Genomic DNA, 17,661 nt, shown 5'->3' on the forward strand with positions numbered 1-17,661 from the left:
CCGTCTGGGTACCTACCGGCCGGATGGCCGGATAGGTCATTACTTCGAGTAGAACTCGACGATGAGCTGTTCGGCGAGCGGCACCTGGATCTGGGCGCGCTCGGGCAGCTGGTGCACCAGGATGCGCTGACGCTCCCCGACGACCTGCAGCCACGACGGGATCGGACGCTCACCCGCGGTCTGCCGAGCAACCTCGAACGGCAGGGTGTTGAGCGACTTCTCCTTGACGTCGATGATGTCGTACTGCGACACCCGGAAGCTCGGGATGTTCACCTTGACACCGTTGACGGTGAAGTGGCCGTGGCTGACCAGCTGACGGGCCATCCGGCGGGTGCGCGCCAGGCCGGCGCGGTACACCACGTTGTCCAGCCGGCTCTCCAGGATCTGGAGCAGGTTCTCACCCGTCTTGCCGGCCTTGCGGTTGGCCTCTTCGTAGTACTTGCGGAACTGCTTCTCCAGCACGCCGTAGGTGAAGCGAGCCTTCTGCTTCTCCTGCAGCTGGGTGCGGTATTCGCTCTCCTTGATCCGCGCGCGGCCGTGCTGGCCGGGCGGGTAGGGGCGCTTTTCGAACGACTGATCTCCGCCGACCAGGTCGACGCCGAGACGACGCGACTTGCGGGTGGCGGGGCCGGTGTAACGAGCCATTTTCTAAATCCTCCCTAGACCCGGCGCCGCTTGGGCGGACGGCAGCCGTTGTGCGGCTGCGGAGTGACGTCGGAAATCGCGCCCACCTCGAGGCCGGCGGCCTGCAGCGAGCGGATAGCGGTCTCACGGCCCGAACCGGGGCCCTTCACGAACACGTCGACCTTCTTCACGCCGTGCTCCTGCGCCTTGCGGGCGGCGTTCTCGGCGGCCAGCTGCGCGGCGAACGGGGTCGACTTACGCGAACCCTTGAAGCCGACATGGCCCGACGACGCCCAGGCGATGACGTTGCCCTGGGGATCGGTGATCGAGACGATCGTGTTGTTGAACGTGCTCTTGATGTGAGCGGCGCCGTGCGGGACGTTCTTCTTTTCCCGGCGACGAGTGGTCTTGCCGCGCTTGGCGCCCGCGGCCTTCTTCGGTGGTGCCATCGGGGTTACCTAGCCTTCTTCTTGCCGGCGATGGTGCGCTTCGGGCCCTTGCGGGTACGCGCGTTGGTCTTGGTCCGCTGGCCACGCACCGGCAGGCCACGGCGGTGCCGCAGGCCCTGGTAGCAGCCGATCTCGATCTTGCGGCGAATGTCGGCCTGCACCTCGCGGCGCAGGTCACCCTCAACCTTGAGGTTGCCTTCGATGTAGTCGCGCAGAACGGTCACCTGATCGTCGGTCAGGTCCTTGGTGCGCATGTTCTTGTCGATGCCCGTCGCGGCGAGAATCTCGTTCGAACGGGTACGGCCGATGCCGTAGATGTAGGTCAGCGCGATCTCCATGCGCTTGTCGCGCGGAAGATCAACGCCCACGAGGCGTGCCATGTGGCGGTGTTCCTTCTTCTCTTGCGGAGGTCTGGTCCCAGCCCGTTCCCATCAGCCCCTAAGGGCTCTGAAGGGGTCCGGCCTCCGTACCGGACGTGGATGAGTGCTCATCGCGGATGAACGGCGTATCCGTTCAGTGGTGCTGGGAGTTCATCATTCAGTTGTGGTGTGCCGTCCGTATCCGGACGGTCTAGCCCTGCCGCTGCTTGTGGCGGGGATCGCTGCAGATCACCATGACCCGCCCATGCCGGCGGATCACCCTGCACTTATCGCAGATGGGCTTGACGCTCGGGTTCACCTTCACGGCTGTTTCGATCCTTCTGGCTCTGTAGGTGTCGCGCACGTCAGCGCGGCACCCTTCTCGTCGTTACTGGTCGGGCTTCTATCGGGTCACTTGTACCGGTACACGATGCGGCCCCGGGACAGGTCGTATGGAGAGAGCTCCACCACTACCCGGTCCTCGGGCAGGATGCGGATGTAGTGCTGCCGCATCTTGCCGCTGATGTGGGCCAGGACCTTGTGTCCGTTCTCCAGCTCAATGCGGAACATCGCATTGGGCAGAGGTTCGACCACGCGACCCTCGACCTCGATGGCACCGTCTTTCTTGGCCATGCTGTTCGGCGATCCTTGCTTTCGTTTCGTAGCTTCATTAGTCGCAATGCAGCCCGTCGTGATGCTGCCGGCGACCAACTTCAAAACGTGAGCCGGATCCAGACGAAATTGCAGAAAATCAGCAGTTCCAAGACGGGGCACGCAAAAAGTCGGCACGATAGCCGCACCGTTGGTCCACAATACCCGCTCGACGGCCTGCGCCAAAATCACGGCTGATCAGCTCGGGCCACCTCATATCCCGGCCGCAGATTGGTGCGCGGCGCAGCCCCCGCACAGGTGAGAATTGTACGGACTGATCCGCGCACCCGCCGAACGGAGACCACGAGCACGTGATGGCTGTGTACCTGGCCGCGTTCGTCGTCGGCGGCATCGCCGTACTGGCCGCCCTCCTGCTCGCCGACGTCGGCCACGGGGACGGAATGCCGTTCCTGAGCCTGACCGGACTGTCGGTCGGCCTGCTCGGCGCCGGAACCGGTGGTCTGGCCGGCACCTGGCTCGGACTGGGCACGGTGTGGAGCGCGGCGCTGGCCGCTGCCTGCGCCGTCGTGCTGGTGTTCCTCCTCAACGGGCTGCTGCTGCCCTACATGCGCCGCCAGCAATCCAACTCGCACCGGGGCCGGTCCTCCTATGTGGGCCTGCTCGGCACGGTCACCCTCGAGGTCCCGCCGGGCGGCTGGGGCGAGATCTCCTTCGTCGACGCCGACGGCAACCGGGTCTTCTCCCGCGCCAAGAGCGACGAAGCCGACGCGCTGCCCAAGGCGACCCGCGTCTACATCTCCGACATCGACCCGGACTTCGTCCATGTCGTCGCAGTTCCGGAGACCTGAGCTGTCCCAGAAACCTGAGTAGTACCCGAGCACGAACCGTCAGAAAGGCACCACAGTGTCCCTGCTGCTCATCGTCGTCCTGGCCGCCATCGCCGCCATCCTGATCCTGGTGGTGCTGCCGCTGATCTACGTCAAGAACTACATCAAGGTGCCGCCCAACGAGGTGGCAGTGTTCACCGGCCGCGGCACACCGAAGGTGGTCCGTGGCGGGGCCCGGTTCCGGATGCCCGGCATCGAACGGGTCGACATCATGAGCCTGGAACCGTTCAACGTCAGCATCAACCTGCAGAACGCCCTGTCCAACAACGGGGTGCCCGTCAACGTCGAGGCGGTCGGGCTGGTTCGCATCGGCTCGGCCGACGAGGCCGTGCAGACCGCGGTGCAGCGCTTCCTGACCTCCGACCTCAACGAGTTGCAGCGGCAGATCAACGAGATCCTGGCCGGTTCGCTGCGCGGCATCACCGCGACCATGACCGTCGAGGACCTCAACTCCAACCGCGACAGCCTGGCCCGCAGCGTGGTCGAGGAGGCCGGCGGCGACCTGGCCCGGATCGGCATGGAGGTCGACGTCCTCAAGATCGCCGGCATCTCCGATGCCAACGACTACCTGAAGTCGCTCGGCCAGCGCCGCATCGCCGAGGTGAAGCGGGACGCCACGGTCGGCACCGCCGAGGCCGAGCGTGACGCCCAGATCCAGTCGGCCAAGGCCCGCCAGGAGGGGTCGATCGCCCAGGCCGAGGCTGACACCGCGATCGCCACCGCCAATCAGAAGCGCGATGTGGAACTGGCCCGGCTGCGCGCACAGACCGAGGCCGAGAACGCCCAGGCCGACCAGGCCGGGCCGCTGGCCAACGCCCGCGCCCAAAAGGACGTCGGCATCGCGATCGAACAGGCCGAGGCCGCCCGGGTGCAGGCCCGCATCGAGGTGGAGCAGCGTCGCGCCGAGCAGGCCCAGGCCGCCCTGCAGGCCGACGTGATCGCGCCGGCCGAGGCGAAGCGGCAGGCCGACATCGCGATCGCCGAGGGCCAGCGCCAGTCCTCGATCCTGGCCGCCGAAGCCGCCGCCGAGACCGAGCGACGCAAGGGCCAGGCCGAGGCCGATGCCCGTAAGGCCGCCGCCGACGCCCTTCGCGTCGAGAAGCAGGCCGAGGCCGACAGCTTGCAGGCCAAGCTGGTCGCCGAGGCCGCCGGTAAGAAGGAACTGGCCGATGCACTGCGCGTCGAACAGCAGGCCGAAGCCGCCGGTATCGAGGCCAAGCTGCTGGCCGAGGCCAACGGTAAGAAGGAGATCGCCGCCGCGCTCAACGGCTACACGGCCGACGCCGCGCGTCTGCTGATGCTGCCCGACGTGCTGGCCTCGGTGGTCAAGGCGACCGAGGCGGCGGCCGCACCGCTGGCCGAGATCGACCGGCTGTCGATCATCGGCGGGTCGAACGACACCCAGGGCGCAGTCGGGAGCCTGCTCGGCATCAGCCCGCTCGCGGTGTCCAACATCCTGGAGTCGCTCAAGGCCTCAGGAATCGACGTGGCCGCCATGCTCAATCGAGACGGTCACCCCGCCGACAACTGACGGTCAACCGGCCTCGGCGGTGCGTTTGATCGCCGCGAGGGTTTCCGGGATCCCGGTCAGTGCGGCCTCGCTGCGCGCGGCGATCTCGTCGTCGGCCCGCTCACCGAAGCGGTCGCGGAAGCCGGCGATGCCCTTCGGCAAGAAGGTCCATGCCTGGGTGACCCTGGTACCGCCCTCGGCAGGTTCGAGATGGAACCCCCACCGGACCCAACCGTCGTTGACCTCCCAGGTGAACTGACGACCCGGATCGGCGACGACCACCTGGCTGCGGGTGTCCCAGGTGCGCTCCGGCGTGACGTTGCGGCCGGTGAACCAGGCTCCGGCGACCGCACCCGCAGCGGGGTCGTCCCACCAGCACGACTTGCAGACCGGACTCCACTCCCCCATCCGGGAGACGTCGGAGACCAGGGCGTAGGCCGAATCCGGATCAATCGCAACAACAACCGAATCGGAAAATTCGAGAACAGTCACGAAAGCGGATTCTAGGAGCCCGGCCGGGGCGACCACGACGGGAGATTCGCTCCGCTGATCGGGTGATGACGTGGCAGAAGGTAGCGACCTGACCCGATATCGGCTGGACTGGCGGCGCATACTTGTTAGCGATGACTGGCCCCGCCTCCCAGCCCCGTAAACCCGTAATCCTGACCGTCGACGACGATCCCGCGGTCTCGCGCGCGGTCGCCCGTGACCTGCGCCGCCACTACGGCGAGCGCTACCGCATCGTGCGCGCCGAATCTGGCCCGGACGCCCTGGAAACCCTCAACGAGCTGAAACTGCGCGGCGACACCGTCGCGGTGTTCGTCGCCGACTACCGGATGCCGCAGATGAGCGGCATCGAGTTCCTCGAATCGGCGATGGATCTCTACCCGATGGCCCGCCGTGTGCTGTTGACGGCATACGCCGACACCACCGCGGCCATCGACGCCATCAACGTCGTCGACCTCGACCACTACCTGCTCAAGCCGTGGGATCCGCCCGAGGAGAAGCTCTACCCGGTGGTCGACGGCCTGCTGGAGGCCTGGCACGCCGTCGGTGACCGGGCCATCCCGCACACCAAGGTGATCGGGCATCAGTGGAGTTCACGGTCCTGGGAGGTGCGCCAGTTCCTGGCCCGCAACCAGCACACGTTCCGGGCGTTCACCACCGACGAGCCGACGGGCCGTCAGCTCCTGGATGCCGCGGGGCTGGACGGGCTGCAGCTGCCGGTGGTGATCACCGAGGGTGGCGAGACACTGGTGGAACCCAGCGACGGCGAGCTCGCCGACATGCTCGGGCTGTCGACCACCCCGTCGCTGACCATGTATGACCTCGCGGTGATCGGCGGTGGCCCGGCGGGTCTGGCCGCCGCGGTGTACGGCGCATCCGAAGGTCTCAAGACCGTGCTGATCGAGGGCACGACCACCGGCGGACAGGCCGGCCGCAGCTCGCGGATCGAGAACTACCTGGGCTTCCCGACCGGGGTGTCGGGGGCCGAGCTGGCCACCTCGGCGCGCAGGCAGGCCGAGCGGTTCGGCGCCGAGGTGATCACCACCCGCGAAGCCGTCGCCCTCGACGTCGCAGGCGCGGCCCGCACCATCACCTTCGCCGACGGCGAGACCATCGGTGCCCGCGCGGTCATCCTGGCCACCGGCGTCGAGTACCGCCAGCTCCCGGTGCCGGGATGCTTCGCCGATCCCGACAATCCGAACAACTACGTCGGCCGCGGTGTGTACTACGGCGCCTCGGTGTCGGACGCCTCCGAATGTCGCGGCGAGGACGTGTACATCGTCGGCGGCGCGAACTCGGCCGGGCAGGCCGCGATGTTCATGTCACGCGAGGCCAAATCGGTCACTCTGCTGGTGCGGGGGCCGTCGCTGGAAGCGTCGATGTCCTACTACCTGATCCAGCAGATCGAGCAGACTCCCAACATCTTCGTGCGCACCTGCACGGAGGTGGTCGGTGCGATCGGCGAGGACGACCACCTGGTGGGCCTGGAGTTGGTCAACCGGCAGTCCGGCGAGCACGAGGAGGTGCGGGCCACCCGCCTGTGCTGCTTCATCGGCGCCACCCCGCGCACCGACTGGCTCGACGGTGTGGTGGCCCGCGACGACCACGGCTTCATCCTGGCCGGCCCCGATCTGCGCGACGTGTGCGGTTGGACGCTGGATCGTCCGCCGCACCACCTGGAAACAAGTGTGCCCGGTGTGTTTGTTGCAGGAGACGTGCGTGCCGAGTCCGCCAAGCGGGTGGCTGCCGCCGTCGGTGAAGGATCGATGGCTGTGATGCTCGTGCACCGCTACCTGGCAGAAGCGTGACGGCCGGCGAGGCCTGAGGGAGTTGATGACGGATATGGGCGAGACCTGTGTGCGGGACGAACTGCGGACCTTGTTCCTGTTCGAGCACCTGTCCGACGCGCAGCTCGACACGTTGTGCCAGGCCGGCAGCATCGAGACGTTCCCGGCCGGCCCGATCGTCACCGAGGGTGATCCGGCCACGTGCTTCTACGTGATGCTCGACGGTGAGCTGGTGATGTCGAAGCGCTCCGGAGGCGTCGACATCCAGACCAACCGCACCTCGATGCGTGGCGTGTATTTCGGCGCCTGGTCGGCTTACATCCCCGGTGAGGAACACATCTACGAGGCGTCGGTACGGCTGACCAAACCGTCGCGGGTGTTCGTCCTGGATGCCAATGCGTTCGCGGGATTCATGCAGTCCCAGTTCCCGATGGCGGTGCACCTGCTGGAAGGCCACAAGGTCGGCGGCCGACGTCAGAGCCAGATCATCGGTCAGCGCGAGAAGCTGCTGGCGCTCGGCAACATCACCGCGGGCCTGACCCATCAGCTCAACAACCCGGCGGCAGCCACCGCCCGCGCCGTGGCCGACCTGCGCGAAGGCGTCGGCAAGATGCGTCACAAGCTGGCGATGCTGGCCGACGGCAAATTCACCCCGCAGGCGCTGCGGATGCTGGTGACGATCCAGGATGAGGTCGCCGAGCAGGTCGCCAAGCACAAGGGGTTGGAGCTCACCGCGCTGGAGACGTCCGACCGCGAGGACGAGATGGGCGACTGGCTCGAGGACCACGACATCGTGTACGCGTGGGATTACGCGCCGACATTCGTCGAGGCAGGTCTGGACATCGATTGGCTGGAGCGCATCTCGGCGTCCGTCGATGACGCGCTCAAGGACGGCGAGGCATCGGCAACCCTGCAGGCGGCGCTGGGCTGGCTGAAGTACACGATCGACACCGAGCTGCGGATGAACGAGATCGCCGAGGCGAGCAAGCGGATCTCGGCGCTGCTGGCCGGCGCCAAGCAGTATTCGCAGATGGATCGCGGCGATTATCAGAGCGCCGACGTCCACGAGTTGCTGCGCAGCACGCTGATGATGTTCGGCGACAAGATCGGCAAGGACAAGCCAGTCAGCCTGTGCAAGGACCTGGACAAGTCACTGCCCGAATTGCATTGCTACCCAGGTGATCTCAATCAGGTGTGGACCAACATCATCGACAACGCCATCCAGGCGATGGACGGTCACGGCACCCTCACGCTGCGCACCTCCCGGGAGACCGACGAGATGATCCGGGTGGAGATCTGCGACGACGGCCCGGGCATCCCCGCCGAGGACATCAGCCGGATCTTCACGCCGTTCTTCACCACCAAGCCGTTCGGCGAGGGCACCGGGCTGGGCCTGGATCTGGCCTGGCGCATCGTGGTGGAAAAGCACCACGGGGATCTGCGGGTGCAGTCCAAGCCGGGCGACACCCGCTTCATCGTGCTGTTGCCGCTGCAGGCGCCCGCACCCGAGACGCAGGCCGCGCAGGCGCAGGCGGCGGAGTAACGGCCAGATCCAGAATCAGCGTGATTCGCCCGGAATAGGCCCCGCACACACCCCGGTTGTGACGTTCATGACCCAGACCACGGCGGGCACCAAGCCCGATCTCGGCACGTTCGGCGCGTTCGGCCACTACCTGCAGTTCCAGCAGCTCTCGCCGCAGCAGTTGCGGGACATCGAAGCGCTGGGCTACGGCGCGATCTGGGCCGGCGGATCCCCGCCCGCCGAGCTCGAGTGGATCGATCCGATCCTGGCCGCCACCAGCACTTTGCAGCTTGCCGCCGGCATCGTGAACATCTGGAGCGCCGCGGCCGGCCCGGTCGCCGAGTCGTTCCACCGCATCGAGGCGGCCTACCCCGGCCGGTTCCTGCTGGGCATCGGGGTCGGGCACCGTGAGGCGATCGGCGAGTACCGCAAGCCGCTCGAGGCGCTCACCGACTATCTCGACAAGCTCGACGAGTACGGCGTGCCGCGGCACCGCCGGGTGGTGGCCGCGCTCGGCCCGAAGGTGCTGCAACTGTCGGCGGACCGTTCTGCCGGTGCGCACCCGTACCTGACCACACCGGAACACACCGCCCAGGCCCGCGAGCTGATCGGCCCCGACGCGTTCCTGGCTCCCGAGCACAAGGCGGTGCTGACCACCGACTCCGGCAAGGCGCGGGCGATCGGCCGCAAGGCACTCGACATCTACCTCGGTCTGAGCAACTACCTCAACAACTTCAAGCGGCTGGGCTTCACCGACGAGGACCTGGCCAAGCCGGGCAGTGACCGGTTCATCGATGCCGTTGTCGCGCATGGCACGGTGGATGAGGTGGCTGCCCGGCTGCGCGCGCATCGCGAGGCCGGCGCCGACCACGTGCCTGTACAAGTACTGACCTCACCGGACACACTGGTACCGGCACTGGCCGAACTCGCCGGGCCGCTCGGCCTGGCCTAGAAGCGCCGGCAGGCCGCGATAGAAAAGGACGCTCAGATGACCGAATCACTCTCGCTCAAGCCCGATCTGGGTCGCTACGGGGTGTGGACGTTCGGGGCCGTGCAGCCCGAGCAGGCGCTCGAGATCGAGAAGCTGGGTTACGGCGCACTGTGGGTGGGCGGCTCCCCGGCCGCCGACCTCTCGTTCGCCGAACCGATCCTGGAAAGCACGCAGACGCTTCAGCTGGCCACCGGCATCGTCAACATCTGGACGGCCGAAGCCCAGGCGGTCGCCGAGTCGTATCACCGCATCGAAGCCGCGCACCCCGGCCGGTTCCTGCTCGGTATCGGGGTGGGGCATCCCGAGCACACCGGCGAATACCGCAAGCCCTATGAGGCGTTGGTGGAGTACCTCGATGCGCTGGATGCGGCCAAGGTGCCGACCAGCCGGCTGGTGATCGCCGCGCTGGGCGACAAGGTGCTGAAGCTTTCGGCCAAACGCAGCGCCGGGGCGCACCCGTACCTCACGACGCCCGAACACACCGCGCATGCCCGGGACGTGCTGGGCGAGACGGTGTTCCTGGCCCCCGAGCACAAGGTGGTGCTGACCACCGACGGTGCGGCCGCCCGCGCGATCGGACGCGAAACGGTCGACTTCTATCTGAACCTCAGCAATTACCTCAACAATTGGCGCCGGCTCGGCTTCACCGAGGACGACATCGCCAAGCCGGGTAGCGACAAGCTGATCGACGCGGTCGTCGCGCACGGCACCGCCGAGAACATCGCCTCGCGGCTGAGACAACACGTCGCCAACGGCGCCGACCATGTCGCGATCCAGGTCCTGGGCGGTCCGGACAAGCTGATCCCGACGCTGACCGAATTGGCGGGGCCGCTGGGTCTGAAAGGCTGACACTCCGGCCGGTTAGGGTTGGCCCATGCGGCTACTGGTCACCGGCGGCGCCGGGTTCATCGGCGCGAACTTCGTGCGCCTCGCCGTCGGCGAGGCGTTGACGACATCGGTCACCGTGCTCGACGCGATGACGTATGCGGGCAGCCGGGAATCGCTGGCGCCGGTGGCCGACCGGATCCGGCTGGTGCAGGGTGACGTCGCCGACGCCGGCCTGGTGCACCAGTTGGTCGGCGAGGCGGACGCCGTCGTGCACTTCGCCGCCGAGACGCACGTCGACAATGCCCTGGCGAACCCGGAGCCGTTCCTGCACAGCAACGTCGTCGGCACGTTCACGGTGTTGGAGGCGGTGCGCGCGCACGGCGCCCGGCTGCACCACATCTCCACCGACGAGGTGTACGGCGACCTCGAACTCGACGATCCGGCCCGGTTCACCGAGGGCACGCCGTACAACCCCTCGAGCCCGTACTCGTCCACCAAGGCCGCCGCCGATCTTTTGGTGCGGGCCTGGGTGCGGTCGTACGGGCTGCGCGCGACGATCTCCAACTGCTCCAACAACTACGGCCCGTATCAGCATGTGGAGAAGTTCATCCCGCGCCAGATCACCAATGTCCTCACCGGCCGGCGGCCCAAGCTCTACGGCACCGGTGCCAACGTGCGCGACTGGATCCACGTCGACGATCACAACCGTGCGGTGTGGCAGATCCTCACCGGCGGCCAGATCGGACGGACGTATCTGATCGGCGCGGAATGCGAGCGCAGCAACCTCACGGTGATGCGGACGTTGCTGCGGTTGATGGACCGCGACCCGGACGATTTCGACCATGTCACCGACCGCGAAGGCCACGACCTGCGCTACGCGATCGACCCGTCGACCCTGCACGACGAACTGGGCTGGGCACCGAAGCACACCGATTTCGACGAGGGCCTGGCGGCCACCATCGACTGGTATCGCAACAACGAATCATGGTGGGGCCCGCTGAAAAACAAAGTGGAAGACACGTATTCGGAGCGCGGCCGGTGACGGCGCGCGAGCTGGGCATCCCCGGCGCCTGGGAGATCACGCCACGGCTGCACGGCGACGCCCGCGGATTGTTCTTCGAATGGTTCACCGAGGCCGGGTTCGCCGAGATGACCGGGCACCGATTCGACGTGCGCCAGGCCAACTGCTCGGTGTCGGCCGCGGGGGTGTTGCGCGGGGTGCATTTCGCGCAACTGCCGCCGAGCCAGGCCAAGTACGTGACGTGCGTGCGCGGTGCCGTGCTCGACGTGGTGGTCGACATCAGGGTGGGTTCCCCGACGTTCGGGCAGTGGGATTCGGTGCTGCTCGACGAACACAGTCGGCGTTCGGTCTATCTGTCCGAGGGGCTCGGTCACGCCTTCCTGTCACTGCAGGACGATTCGACGGTGATGTACCTGTGTTCGGCGCCGTACAGCCCGGATCGGGAACACACCATCCTGGCCACCGGCCTGGGAATCGACTGGCCGATCGAGGGCGAGCCGGTGCTGTCCGAGCGGGACGCGGCCGCCCCGACGCTGGAGCAGGTGCGCGCTGCGGGGCTGTTGCCGACATGGGACGAGGCCCGCGCATTCGCCGACGAGCTGCGCGCCCGGGTCCGGGGCTGAATTGAGGTAGTCCGCTACTGCATCCGGGGACGGCCGGGCGGGTTGACGATGGTGGTATCAGCGCGACAAGCGCCCGACGAAACGAGACCACCATGAACCGAGCTTCGCAGTTGGCGGCGACCACGCTCATGTCCGCAAGCCTGGCCGTGGCCGGGCTGGCAGTCGGGGCGGGCATCGCCCACGCCGGCGGGCCGTATCAGTGGTGCCCCGGCGATGAACCCGGCGGCTATGGCGGCGGATTCAACACGCCGGCCGACGCCCGGCCGAACTGGGACTGGAACGTCTGCCACAGCTACCACTACGTGAACCAAGGTCAGGGCAACGTCTCCTCCACCGTGTGGGAAGGGGACAACCCGCCACCGCCCTACCCGTGGCAGCCGCCCAACATGTGCTGGTCGTTGTTCCTGCCGCGCCCCTGCGGACCTGCCGATCTGGGTCAGTGACCTTCCAGCACCAGGGCCGAGTGCAGCAGCTTGTGGTCCAGGGCGTGAGCGGTCAGCCCGCCCCGGCCGGTCATGGTCTCGGCCGCCACCAGGGCGTTGACGATGGCCTCCTCGGTGGCCTCGATCGCCAGGTCGAACAGCCGGGTCATCAGCTGCGGCGCGACCATGCGGACCGCGACCTCCGGGCGGTTGGCGTCGGGGTTCTCGTCCCATCCGTACGGCGGGATCCCCCGGTTCCCGGTGGAGAACGCCAGCATCAGATCACCGCTGTACTGCTCACCTGTTCCGCCGACCCGGCCGACGGCCAGTGCCGAGCGTTGCGCCAGCCGGGTGCACTGATGCGGCAGCAACGGCGCGTCGGTGGCGATCACGACGATGATCGAACCGGATCCCGCCGGATAGGGGACCGGAAGATCAGGGGTCGGCACCAGCTCGGGGCCGACCATTTCCCCCACCGGCACCCCGTTGACCCGGAGCCGTTCCCGCCGACCGTGGTTCGCCTGCACCAGCACGCCCACGGTGTAGGGCCCGGCCGCGGTATCGGTGACCCGCGAAGCGGTACCGATGCCGCCTTTGAAGCCGTGGCAGATCATGCCGGTTCCGCCGCCGACGTTGCCCTCGGCGACCGGTCCGCCGGTGGCATCGGCCAGGGCCGCGACCACGTGCTCGGGGCGGACGTGGTGGCCGTTGATGTCGTTGAGCAGCCCGTCATAGGTCTCCCCCACGACCGGCAGGGACCAGTAGAGGCCCTCACCGCGGGCCGCGACCTGGGCTTGGACGAGCGTGTCCCGGACTACGCCGACGCTGTGGGTGTTGGTCAGGCCGATGGGCGTGGTGAGTTCGCCGGACTCGCGGATCCACTCCAGCCCGGTGAGTTCGCCGCTGCCGTTGAGCCGGTGCGCGCCGGCGAACACCGGTTCGGTGAAGATGCCGGGGTGGGGCACCACGACGGTCACACCGGTGTTGACCGGGTTGGGGCCGGGCCGGTGGATGGTGTTGTGCCCGACGCGGACGCCGGCCACGTCGGTGATGGCGTTGTTGGGGCCGGTGCGGTGCTCGCCGATGACTACACCGATATCGCGGGCGCGCGGCCGCGAGGAGCAGTCCAGCATGCATCCTCCGGAAAGTTGTGACGGAATTCTTTTCAAGATTGGAAAATAATGGCGTCGGGTAACCACCCGCGTCAACCGAAGTGGCGGATTCGTGAAGGATGGGACCCGTGGGACGGCCGAACCGACAGGCTCAACGGCGCGAGGAGATCCTCGACGCCGCGATCGCACTGATCGAACGCAACGATCTGACCACCCTGCGGATCGCCGATGTGGCCGCCGAGCTTCAGCTGACCCCCAACGCCGTGCGGTACTACTTCCGGGAGATGGACCAGCTGCTCTCGGCGCTCGCGCAACGCTCGGACAGCAAGTTCTACGACGACCGGCTTGCGGTGGTGGAACGCACCGCCGACGCGCGCGACCAGATCGCGTTCATGATCGCCGCCGGGCTGCCGTCCGGGCCTGAGGACGCCGAATGGCGCGCCATCTGGCGGGCGGTGCTGGCCGCGGGATTCGTGCTCGACCAGCGTCCAGACGTCCAGCACATCTTTCACCGGCAGGTGGGCCTGTACGCCAGGATCCTTGAAAATGGCTCGGCTGCAGGCATTTTCACATTGTCAGCACCCGCGCGGGACATCGCCACGACGCTGATGACCATGGAGGACTATCTCGGGTACCGCATCGTGGCACGAGATCCCGACCTGGACCGCGCCACCGCGCTGCGGCTGATGCGGGGCTATGCCGAACTGGCGACGGGGGCTGCGCTTTCGGTGGCGGTGTGACCACCCGCGCCCCGCTCGGGGCCGCACTGCTGGTGGTGATCGCCGCAATCAGCCAGGAGGTCGGTGCGGCGTTCGCGGTCGGCCTGTTCGCCGCGGTCGGCACCGTGGGGGCATTGTTCGCGCGCTTCGCGGTGGCCGGTGTCATCCTGTGCGCGGCGGTGCGGCCGTCGGTGCGGGGACTGACGCGACAGGCCTGGGGTGCGGCCATCGCGCTGGCCGTGACGCTGGGCACGATGAACTTCTGCTTCTACCTGGCGATCGAGCGGATTCCACTCGGCAGCGCGGTGACCATCGAAGCCCTTGGTCCGCTGATCCTTTCGGTGGTGACCAGTACCCGCCGGGTCGCGTGGCTGTGGGCGCTGCTGGCCTTCGCCGGGGTCGCGCTGCTGGGCCTTCCGGGTGGGGCCGGCGGGCACTTCGAAGCCACCGGATTCGCCTTCGCCGCCGCAGCGGGGGTCGCCTGGGCCGGCTATATCCTGGCCTCCGCGCGTACCGCCGCGGAGTTCCGTCGGGTCGACGGCCTGGCCCTCGCCACGGTCATGGGCGCCCTGGTCGTCGCCCCGTTCGCGGTGGCCTCGGTAGCCCTGGACGCACTCGACTGGCGCGTGGTCGGGCTGGGCGCGGCGGTCGGGGTGTTGTCGTCGGTCATCCCGTACTCACTGGAGCTGATCTCCCTGCGCCGCCTGCCGCCCGCCACCTTCGCCGTGCTCACCTGCCTGTCACCGGTCACCGCGGCACTGGCCGGGCTCGTGGTGCTCGGCCAGCAGATCGGACTGCTCGGCTACCTGGGCGTCGCCCTGGTCACCGCCGCCAGCATCGGTGCCGTGCGGTCCGCGCATGCCGGCCCGGCCGAACCACTGGGTTAGCCGAGTTCGGCCACCGCCTCGTCGATCAGATCCGCAATCGCGGTGGGTTGCGAAGCCAATGACGCGTGACTGGCCTCGAGTTCGACGATCTTGCGGGGGTTCATCCGCTGCGCCATCCGGCGTTCGTTGTCCGGGTGGATCATGCGGTCCTCGGTCGACACCTGATACCAGGTGGGTTTGGTCTTCCACGCCGGAACGGTCACGGTATCGCCGAAAGTAGAACCGAGCGGCGCCTTTTGGGTCACCGCCATCACCAGGGTCTCGTCCTCGGGCAGGTCCTGGGCGAAGCTCTCGCCGAACTTGTCCTGCTTGATCCACAGGTAGCCGTCCGAATCCGGGGCGATGTTCTCGAATGCCGCGGGCGGCGTCTGCTCGCTGATCTGACCCGGACTCTCCCCCGCGTCCGGCGCGAAGGCCGCGACGTAGACGAGGCCGACCACGTTGGGCAGGTCCCCCGCTTCGGTGATGACCGCACCACCGTACGAGTGGCCGACGAGCAGCACCGGGCCGTCGACCTGCTTGACCATCTGCTGGGTGCGGACCGCGTCGTCGCGCAGGGACGTCAGTGGGTTCTCCACCGCATACAACTTGTCGTAGCCGCGCTTGCGCAGTTCCACTATCACTTTCGCCCAGTGCGCCGCACCACCCCAGAACCCGTGCACCAGAACAATTGCCGGCTTGTCGGTCATCTTCGGACCCTCCTCGGTCTCAGAACCCCAGGTGTTGACCACCTGCAATGGCTCCACCATATTTGGAGGATGAGGCAACAGCCATGATCGATTCAGCGGAAAAATTTGCCGATCCTCTGAGTGCGGCCACCGACGCCCTGTCAGAGATCCTGCGCACCGTGCGCCTGCACGGGGACACCGTCACCCGGTGGGCACCCACCGGGTCCTTTCACGTCGCCGTTCCGGGGGCGATCCGCGTGTTGCACATCGCCGAGACCGCGGGACTCACGTTGCACATCGACGGCCGGACCGTGTCGATGAATGGCGGCGACATGGCGCTGCTGGCCCGCGGCGATGCACACGGCATCTCCCATGGCGATCCCGCCCGCCCGCGCACACTCTCCGACGATGACCGTAATCTCGATGCGCGGCAGGATCATTCGCTCTCACCACGCTGGCTCAGCGGAATCTTCGCCGTCGACAGCGCGGTTGCCGGCCCGCTGCTGTCGGTACTGCCGCCGGCCATCGTGATCCGGGCCGGCGCGCCCGGTCACGAGTGGTTACCGCTGAGCCTGCAGCTGTTGCTGGCCGAGACCACCGAACCGCGGCCGGGCGCCGGGGTGATGATCTCCCGCATCCTCGATCTGCTGTTCATCCATGCCCTGCGCGAGTGGTCCAGGTCTGCCGACGCCAGCCCGGGGTGGCTGACCGCTGCGATGGACCCGCAACTGGGTCCGGTGCTCACGGCCGTGCACAACGACCCGGCGCATCCGTGGTCGGTCACCGAACTCGCCGACCTCGCCCGCCATTCGCGGTCAACCTTCGCCGAACGGTTCACCCGGCTGTTCGGGCAGTCACCGGCCGCCTACGTCACCGAGCGCCGGCTCGACCGCGCCGCCGACCTGCTCCGGTCCACCACCACCTCGGTGAGCAAGATCGGACAGGCCGTCGGCTACACATCCGATTCCGCGTTCAGCCGGGCGTTCCAGCGCCGGTACGGCGCACCGCCGCTGCGGTGGCGCAACGGGCTGAGCTCTGACCCTCAGGGTCGGCTGTCTGCCGGCCCTGAATCGACAACGGAGATGCACACCTGATCCCTCTCCACAAGGTCCGCCCTCAGGGCAAGCGGACGGGGCGAGGACCCGGTGGTGAGGACCGTGTGTGCGACGGGTTCGGCCAGCTCGATGCGAATCGCCCGCCGCAGTCCCCTTGCCCCGTACACCGGATCGAATCCTTTGCGCCGCACGAATTCGATGACATCGTCCGCTACTTGGAGCCTCACCCCGCGACGTTTGAGCCGGCCAACCAGGTCGTGAACTTCCTTGCGGGTCACGCGTTCTGCGGTGTCGTCGTCGAACGCGTCGAACACGACCATCTCGTCGATGCGATTGAAGAGCTCCGGATCGAAGAACGACTCAACCGCCTCGCGTCTCAGATCGGCGGTCTTGGCCGCCGGCCTCCGCCCGATGCGTTGCCATCGTTTCCGCCTGGACCGCTGCAGCGCAGCGCCTTCCAGCGAGCCGAGGTTGGAGGTCAGAAATATGTAGCTGTTGCGGAACGAGATCTTCTGCTGGCCGTTGGCCAACCGCAGTTCACCGGTGTCCAGCACGTGCAGCAGCGCCCGCAGCACGGTTGCGTCGGCCTTTTCGACTTCGTCGAACAACACGATCCCCGGCAGATACGGCCCGCCCTCGATCTTGGCCTTGTCGAACAGCGTGAACGATTCTTTGCTGCCCGCGTAGCCCGGCGGCGCACCCGACAGCGACGCGGCGTAGTGCTCCTGGGCCAGTGCACTCATGTCGATACGGCACATGTCGTCGGGGCCGGTCCGCAGCACCGCCGCGACCTGGCGCACCAGTTCGGTTTTCCCGACTCCGGTCGGCCCCACCAGCAGCACGCTGGACAGGGGCCGACCGGGATCGGCCACACCGATGTGCGCGATCGAGACCGCGCGCACCACCGCGTCGACCGCGGGACGTTGTCCCAAAATCGCCTCGTTCAGTTTCCGTGACAATTCGTCGGGGTCGAAACGGCAGGCGGAATCGGCCTGGGCGGCAGGCTCTTCGGCCACCTTGGTCGAGTTGCGGTTCTGCTCGTGGTACATATCGGTCAGGTATGGCAACGCGTGCCCCT

The 17,661-nt window shown here is 67.5% G+C and carries 21 protein-coding genes; 12 read left to right on the top strand and 9 right to left on the bottom strand.

Annotation, left to right across the window (positions count from 1 at the left end):
• Positions 1–39: 39 nt before the first annotated feature.
• The 5 genes from rpsD to infA all read right to left on the bottom strand — a co-directional run bounded on the left by rpsD (position 40) and on the right by infA (position 2,065).
• The gene (gene rpsD, locus BN2156_RS14400) at positions 40–645 is read right to left on the bottom strand and encodes a 30S ribosomal protein S4 (RefSeq protein ID WP_090514912.1); all 606 of its coding nucleotides are present in this window, start codon (positions 643–645) and stop codon (positions 40–42) included.
• Positions 646–659: 14 nt separating this feature from the next.
• Positions 660–1,073 (bottom strand): 30S ribosomal protein S11, encoded by a 414-nt coding sequence (gene rpsK, locus BN2156_RS14405; RefSeq protein WP_004571524.1) that lies wholly within the window; start codon positions 1,071–1,073, stop codon positions 660–662.
• A gap of 5 nt (positions 1,074–1,078) precedes the next feature.
• Positions 1,079–1,453: a 30S ribosomal protein S13 gene (rpsM, locus tag BN2156_RS14410; RefSeq protein ID WP_004571523.1), complete on the bottom strand. Its 375-nt coding sequence runs from the start codon at positions 1,451–1,453 to the stop codon at positions 1,079–1,081.
• Between the two features lie 190 nt (positions 1,454–1,643).
• Positions 1,644–1,757, bottom strand: coding sequence for a 50S ribosomal protein L36 (rpmJ, locus tag BN2156_RS14415; protein WP_003879483.1), 114 nt, complete (start codon positions 1,755–1,757; stop codon positions 1,644–1,646).
• Positions 1,758–1,843: 86 nt separating this feature from the next.
• On the bottom strand, positions 1,844–2,065 hold the full coding sequence (gene infA, locus BN2156_RS14420) for a translation initiation factor IF-1 (RefSeq protein ID WP_003418601.1): 222 nt from the start codon (positions 2,063–2,065) through the stop codon (positions 1,844–1,846).
• A gap of 332 nt (positions 2,066–2,397) precedes the next feature.
• Between infA and BN2156_RS14425 the strand changes: the two genes are divergently transcribed.
• Positions 2,398–2,892 carry an NfeD family membrane protein gene (locus BN2156_RS14425; protein ID WP_210436608.1) on the top strand — a complete coding sequence of 165 codons (495 nt, stop codon included), beginning with the start codon at positions 2,398–2,400 and terminating at the stop codon, positions 2,890–2,892.
• A 55-nt stretch (positions 2,893–2,947) separates the two neighbouring features.
• Entirely contained in the window at positions 2,948–4,462 is a 1,515-nt protein-coding gene (locus tag BN2156_RS14430) for a flotillin family protein (protein WP_090514917.1), read from the top strand.
• Between the two features lie 3 nt (positions 4,463–4,465).
• On the opposite strand, the gene BN2156_RS14435 is transcribed toward BN2156_RS14430, so the two are convergent.
• Positions 4,466–4,933 carry an SRPBCC family protein gene (locus BN2156_RS14435; RefSeq protein ID WP_090514920.1) on the bottom strand — a complete coding sequence of 156 codons (468 nt, stop codon included), beginning with the start codon at positions 4,931–4,933 and terminating at the stop codon, positions 4,466–4,468.
• A gap of 131 nt (positions 4,934–5,064) precedes the next feature.
• On the opposite strand from BN2156_RS14435, the gene BN2156_RS14440 reads away from it, so the two are divergent.
• From BN2156_RS14440 to BN2156_RS14470, 7 genes are all read left to right on the top strand, one after another.
• Entirely contained in the window at positions 5,065–6,756 is a 1,692-nt protein-coding gene (locus BN2156_RS14440; protein ID WP_090514921.1) for an NAD(P)/FAD-dependent oxidoreductase, read from the top strand.
• A 34-nt stretch (positions 6,757–6,790) separates the two neighbouring features.
• Positions 6,791–8,278, top strand: a complete 1,488-nt coding sequence (locus tag BN2156_RS14445; protein ID WP_090514924.1) for an ATP-binding protein — start codon at positions 6,791–6,793, stop codon at positions 8,276–8,278.
• Between the two features lie 67 nt (positions 8,279–8,345).
• Positions 8,346–9,209, top strand: a complete 864-nt coding sequence (locus BN2156_RS14450; RefSeq protein WP_090515936.1) for an LLM class F420-dependent oxidoreductase — start codon at positions 8,346–8,348, stop codon at positions 9,207–9,209.
• A gap of 36 nt (positions 9,210–9,245) precedes the next feature.
• The gene (locus tag BN2156_RS14455) at positions 9,246–10,097 is read left to right on the top strand and encodes an LLM class F420-dependent oxidoreductase (RefSeq protein WP_090514926.1); all 852 of its coding nucleotides are present in this window, start codon (positions 9,246–9,248) and stop codon (positions 10,095–10,097) included.
• Between the two features lie 25 nt (positions 10,098–10,122).
• The gene (rfbB, locus tag BN2156_RS14460; RefSeq protein WP_090514929.1) at positions 10,123–11,118 is read left to right on the top strand and encodes a dTDP-glucose 4,6-dehydratase; all 996 of its coding nucleotides are present in this window, start codon (positions 10,123–10,125) and stop codon (positions 11,116–11,118) included.
• Positions 11,115–11,720: a dTDP-4-dehydrorhamnose 3,5-epimerase family protein gene (locus BN2156_RS14465; RefSeq protein ID WP_090514931.1), complete on the top strand. Its 606-nt coding sequence runs from the start codon at positions 11,115–11,117 to the stop codon at positions 11,718–11,720. The genes rfbB and BN2156_RS14465 overlap by 4 nt, the downstream gene beginning before the upstream one ends.
• A gap of 92 nt (positions 11,721–11,812) precedes the next feature.
• The gene (locus BN2156_RS14470; RefSeq protein WP_235625309.1) at positions 11,813–12,163 is read left to right on the top strand and encodes a hypothetical protein; all 351 of its coding nucleotides are present in this window, start codon (positions 11,813–11,815) and stop codon (positions 12,161–12,163) included.
• Here the strand turns inward: BN2156_RS14470 and BN2156_RS14475 are convergent.
• Positions 12,157–13,275 carry a DmpA family aminopeptidase gene (locus tag BN2156_RS14475; RefSeq protein WP_090514932.1) on the bottom strand — a complete coding sequence of 373 codons (1,119 nt, stop codon included), beginning with the start codon at positions 13,273–13,275 and terminating at the stop codon, positions 12,157–12,159. The two genes, BN2156_RS14470 and BN2156_RS14475, sit on opposite strands and share 7 nt — an antisense overlap.
• Before the next feature lie 98 nt (positions 13,276–13,373).
• Here BN2156_RS14475 and BN2156_RS14480 point away from each other — a divergent pair, with 98 nt between their 5' ends.
• Together BN2156_RS14480 and BN2156_RS14485 are read left to right on the top strand one after the other, a co-directional pair.
• The gene (locus BN2156_RS14480; RefSeq protein WP_090514934.1) at positions 13,374–13,994 is read left to right on the top strand and encodes a TetR/AcrR family transcriptional regulator; all 621 of its coding nucleotides are present in this window, start codon (positions 13,374–13,376) and stop codon (positions 13,992–13,994) included.
• On the top strand, positions 13,991–14,860 hold the full coding sequence (locus tag BN2156_RS14485; protein WP_090514936.1) for an EamA family transporter: 870 nt from the start codon (positions 13,991–13,993) through the stop codon (positions 14,858–14,860). The genes BN2156_RS14480 and BN2156_RS14485 overlap by 4 nt, the downstream gene beginning before the upstream one ends.
• On the opposite strand, the gene BN2156_RS14490 is transcribed toward BN2156_RS14485, so the two are convergent.
• Positions 14,857–15,549, bottom strand: coding sequence for an alpha/beta hydrolase (locus tag BN2156_RS14490; protein WP_090515937.1), 693 nt, complete (start codon positions 15,547–15,549; stop codon positions 14,857–14,859). The genes BN2156_RS14485 and BN2156_RS14490 overlap by 4 nt on opposite strands.
• An 83-nt stretch (positions 15,550–15,632) precedes the next feature.
• Here BN2156_RS14490 and BN2156_RS14495 point away from each other — a divergent pair, with 83 nt between their 5' ends.
• A complete protein-coding gene (locus BN2156_RS14495; RefSeq protein WP_090514938.1) occupies positions 15,633–16,622 on the top strand; it encodes a cupin domain-containing protein in 990 nt (329 codons plus the stop codon).
• Here BN2156_RS14495 and BN2156_RS14500 read toward each other — a convergent pair.
• A complete protein-coding gene (locus BN2156_RS14500) occupies positions 16,571–17,650 on the bottom strand; it encodes an AAA family ATPase (protein WP_090514940.1) in 1,080 nt (359 codons plus the stop codon). The two genes, BN2156_RS14495 and BN2156_RS14500, sit on opposite strands and share 52 nt — an antisense overlap.
• Positions 17,651–17,661: the final 11 nt, after the last annotated feature.

This window comes from Mycolicibacterium neworleansense, from assembly GCF_001245615.1.
Taxonomy (GTDB): Bacteria; Actinomycetota; Actinomycetes; order Mycobacteriales; family Mycobacteriaceae; genus Mycobacterium; species Mycobacterium neworleansense.

Bases quoted from the DNA above. Each gene is read 5' to 3' on its own strand.
- rpsD (WP_090514912.1), bottom strand. From the start codon at position 645: ATGGCTCGTTACACCGGCCCCGCCACCCGCAAGTCGCGTCGTCTCGGC.
- rpsK (WP_004571524.1), bottom strand. From the start codon at position 1,073: ATGGCACCACCGAAGAAGGCCGCGGGCGCCAAGCGCGGCAAGACCACT.
- rpsM (WP_004571523.1), bottom strand. From the start codon at position 1,453: ATGGCACGCCTCGTGGGCGTTGATCTTCCGCGCGACAAGCGCATGGAG.
- infA (WP_003418601.1), bottom strand. From the start codon at position 2,065: ATGGCCAAGAAAGACGGTGCCATCGAGGTCGAGGGTCGCGTGGTCGAA.
- BN2156_RS14425 (WP_210436608.1), top strand. From the start codon at position 2,398: ATGGCTGTGTACCTGGCCGCGTTCGTCGTCGGCGGCATCGCCGTACTG.
- BN2156_RS14440 (WP_090514921.1), top strand. From the start codon at position 5,065: ATGACTGGCCCCGCCTCCCAGCCCCGTAAACCCGTAATCCTGACCGTC.
- BN2156_RS14445 (WP_090514924.1), top strand. From the start codon at position 6,791: ATGGGCGAGACCTGTGTGCGGGACGAACTGCGGACCTTGTTCCTGTTC.
- BN2156_RS14450 (WP_090515936.1), top strand. From the start codon at position 8,346: ATGACCCAGACCACGGCGGGCACCAAGCCCGATCTCGGCACGTTCGGC.
- BN2156_RS14455 (WP_090514926.1), top strand. From the start codon at position 9,246: ATGACCGAATCACTCTCGCTCAAGCCCGATCTGGGTCGCTACGGGGTG.
- rfbB (WP_090514929.1), top strand. From the start codon at position 10,123: ATGCGGCTACTGGTCACCGGCGGCGCCGGGTTCATCGGCGCGAACTTC.
- BN2156_RS14470 (WP_235625309.1), top strand. From the start codon at position 11,813: ATGAACCGAGCTTCGCAGTTGGCGGCGACCACGCTCATGTCCGCAAGC.
- BN2156_RS14475 (WP_090514932.1), bottom strand. From the start codon at position 13,275: ATGCTGGACTGCTCCTCGCGGCCGCGCGCCCGCGATATCGGTGTAGTC.
- BN2156_RS14480 (WP_090514934.1), top strand. From the start codon at position 13,374: ATGGGACCCGTGGGACGGCCGAACCGACAGGCTCAACGGCGCGAGGAG.
- BN2156_RS14490 (WP_090515937.1), bottom strand. From the start codon at position 15,549: ATGACCGACAAGCCGGCAATTGTTCTGGTGCACGGGTTCTGGGGTGGT.
- BN2156_RS14495 (WP_090514938.1), top strand. From the start codon at position 15,633: ATGATCGATTCAGCGGAAAAATTTGCCGATCCTCTGAGTGCGGCCACC.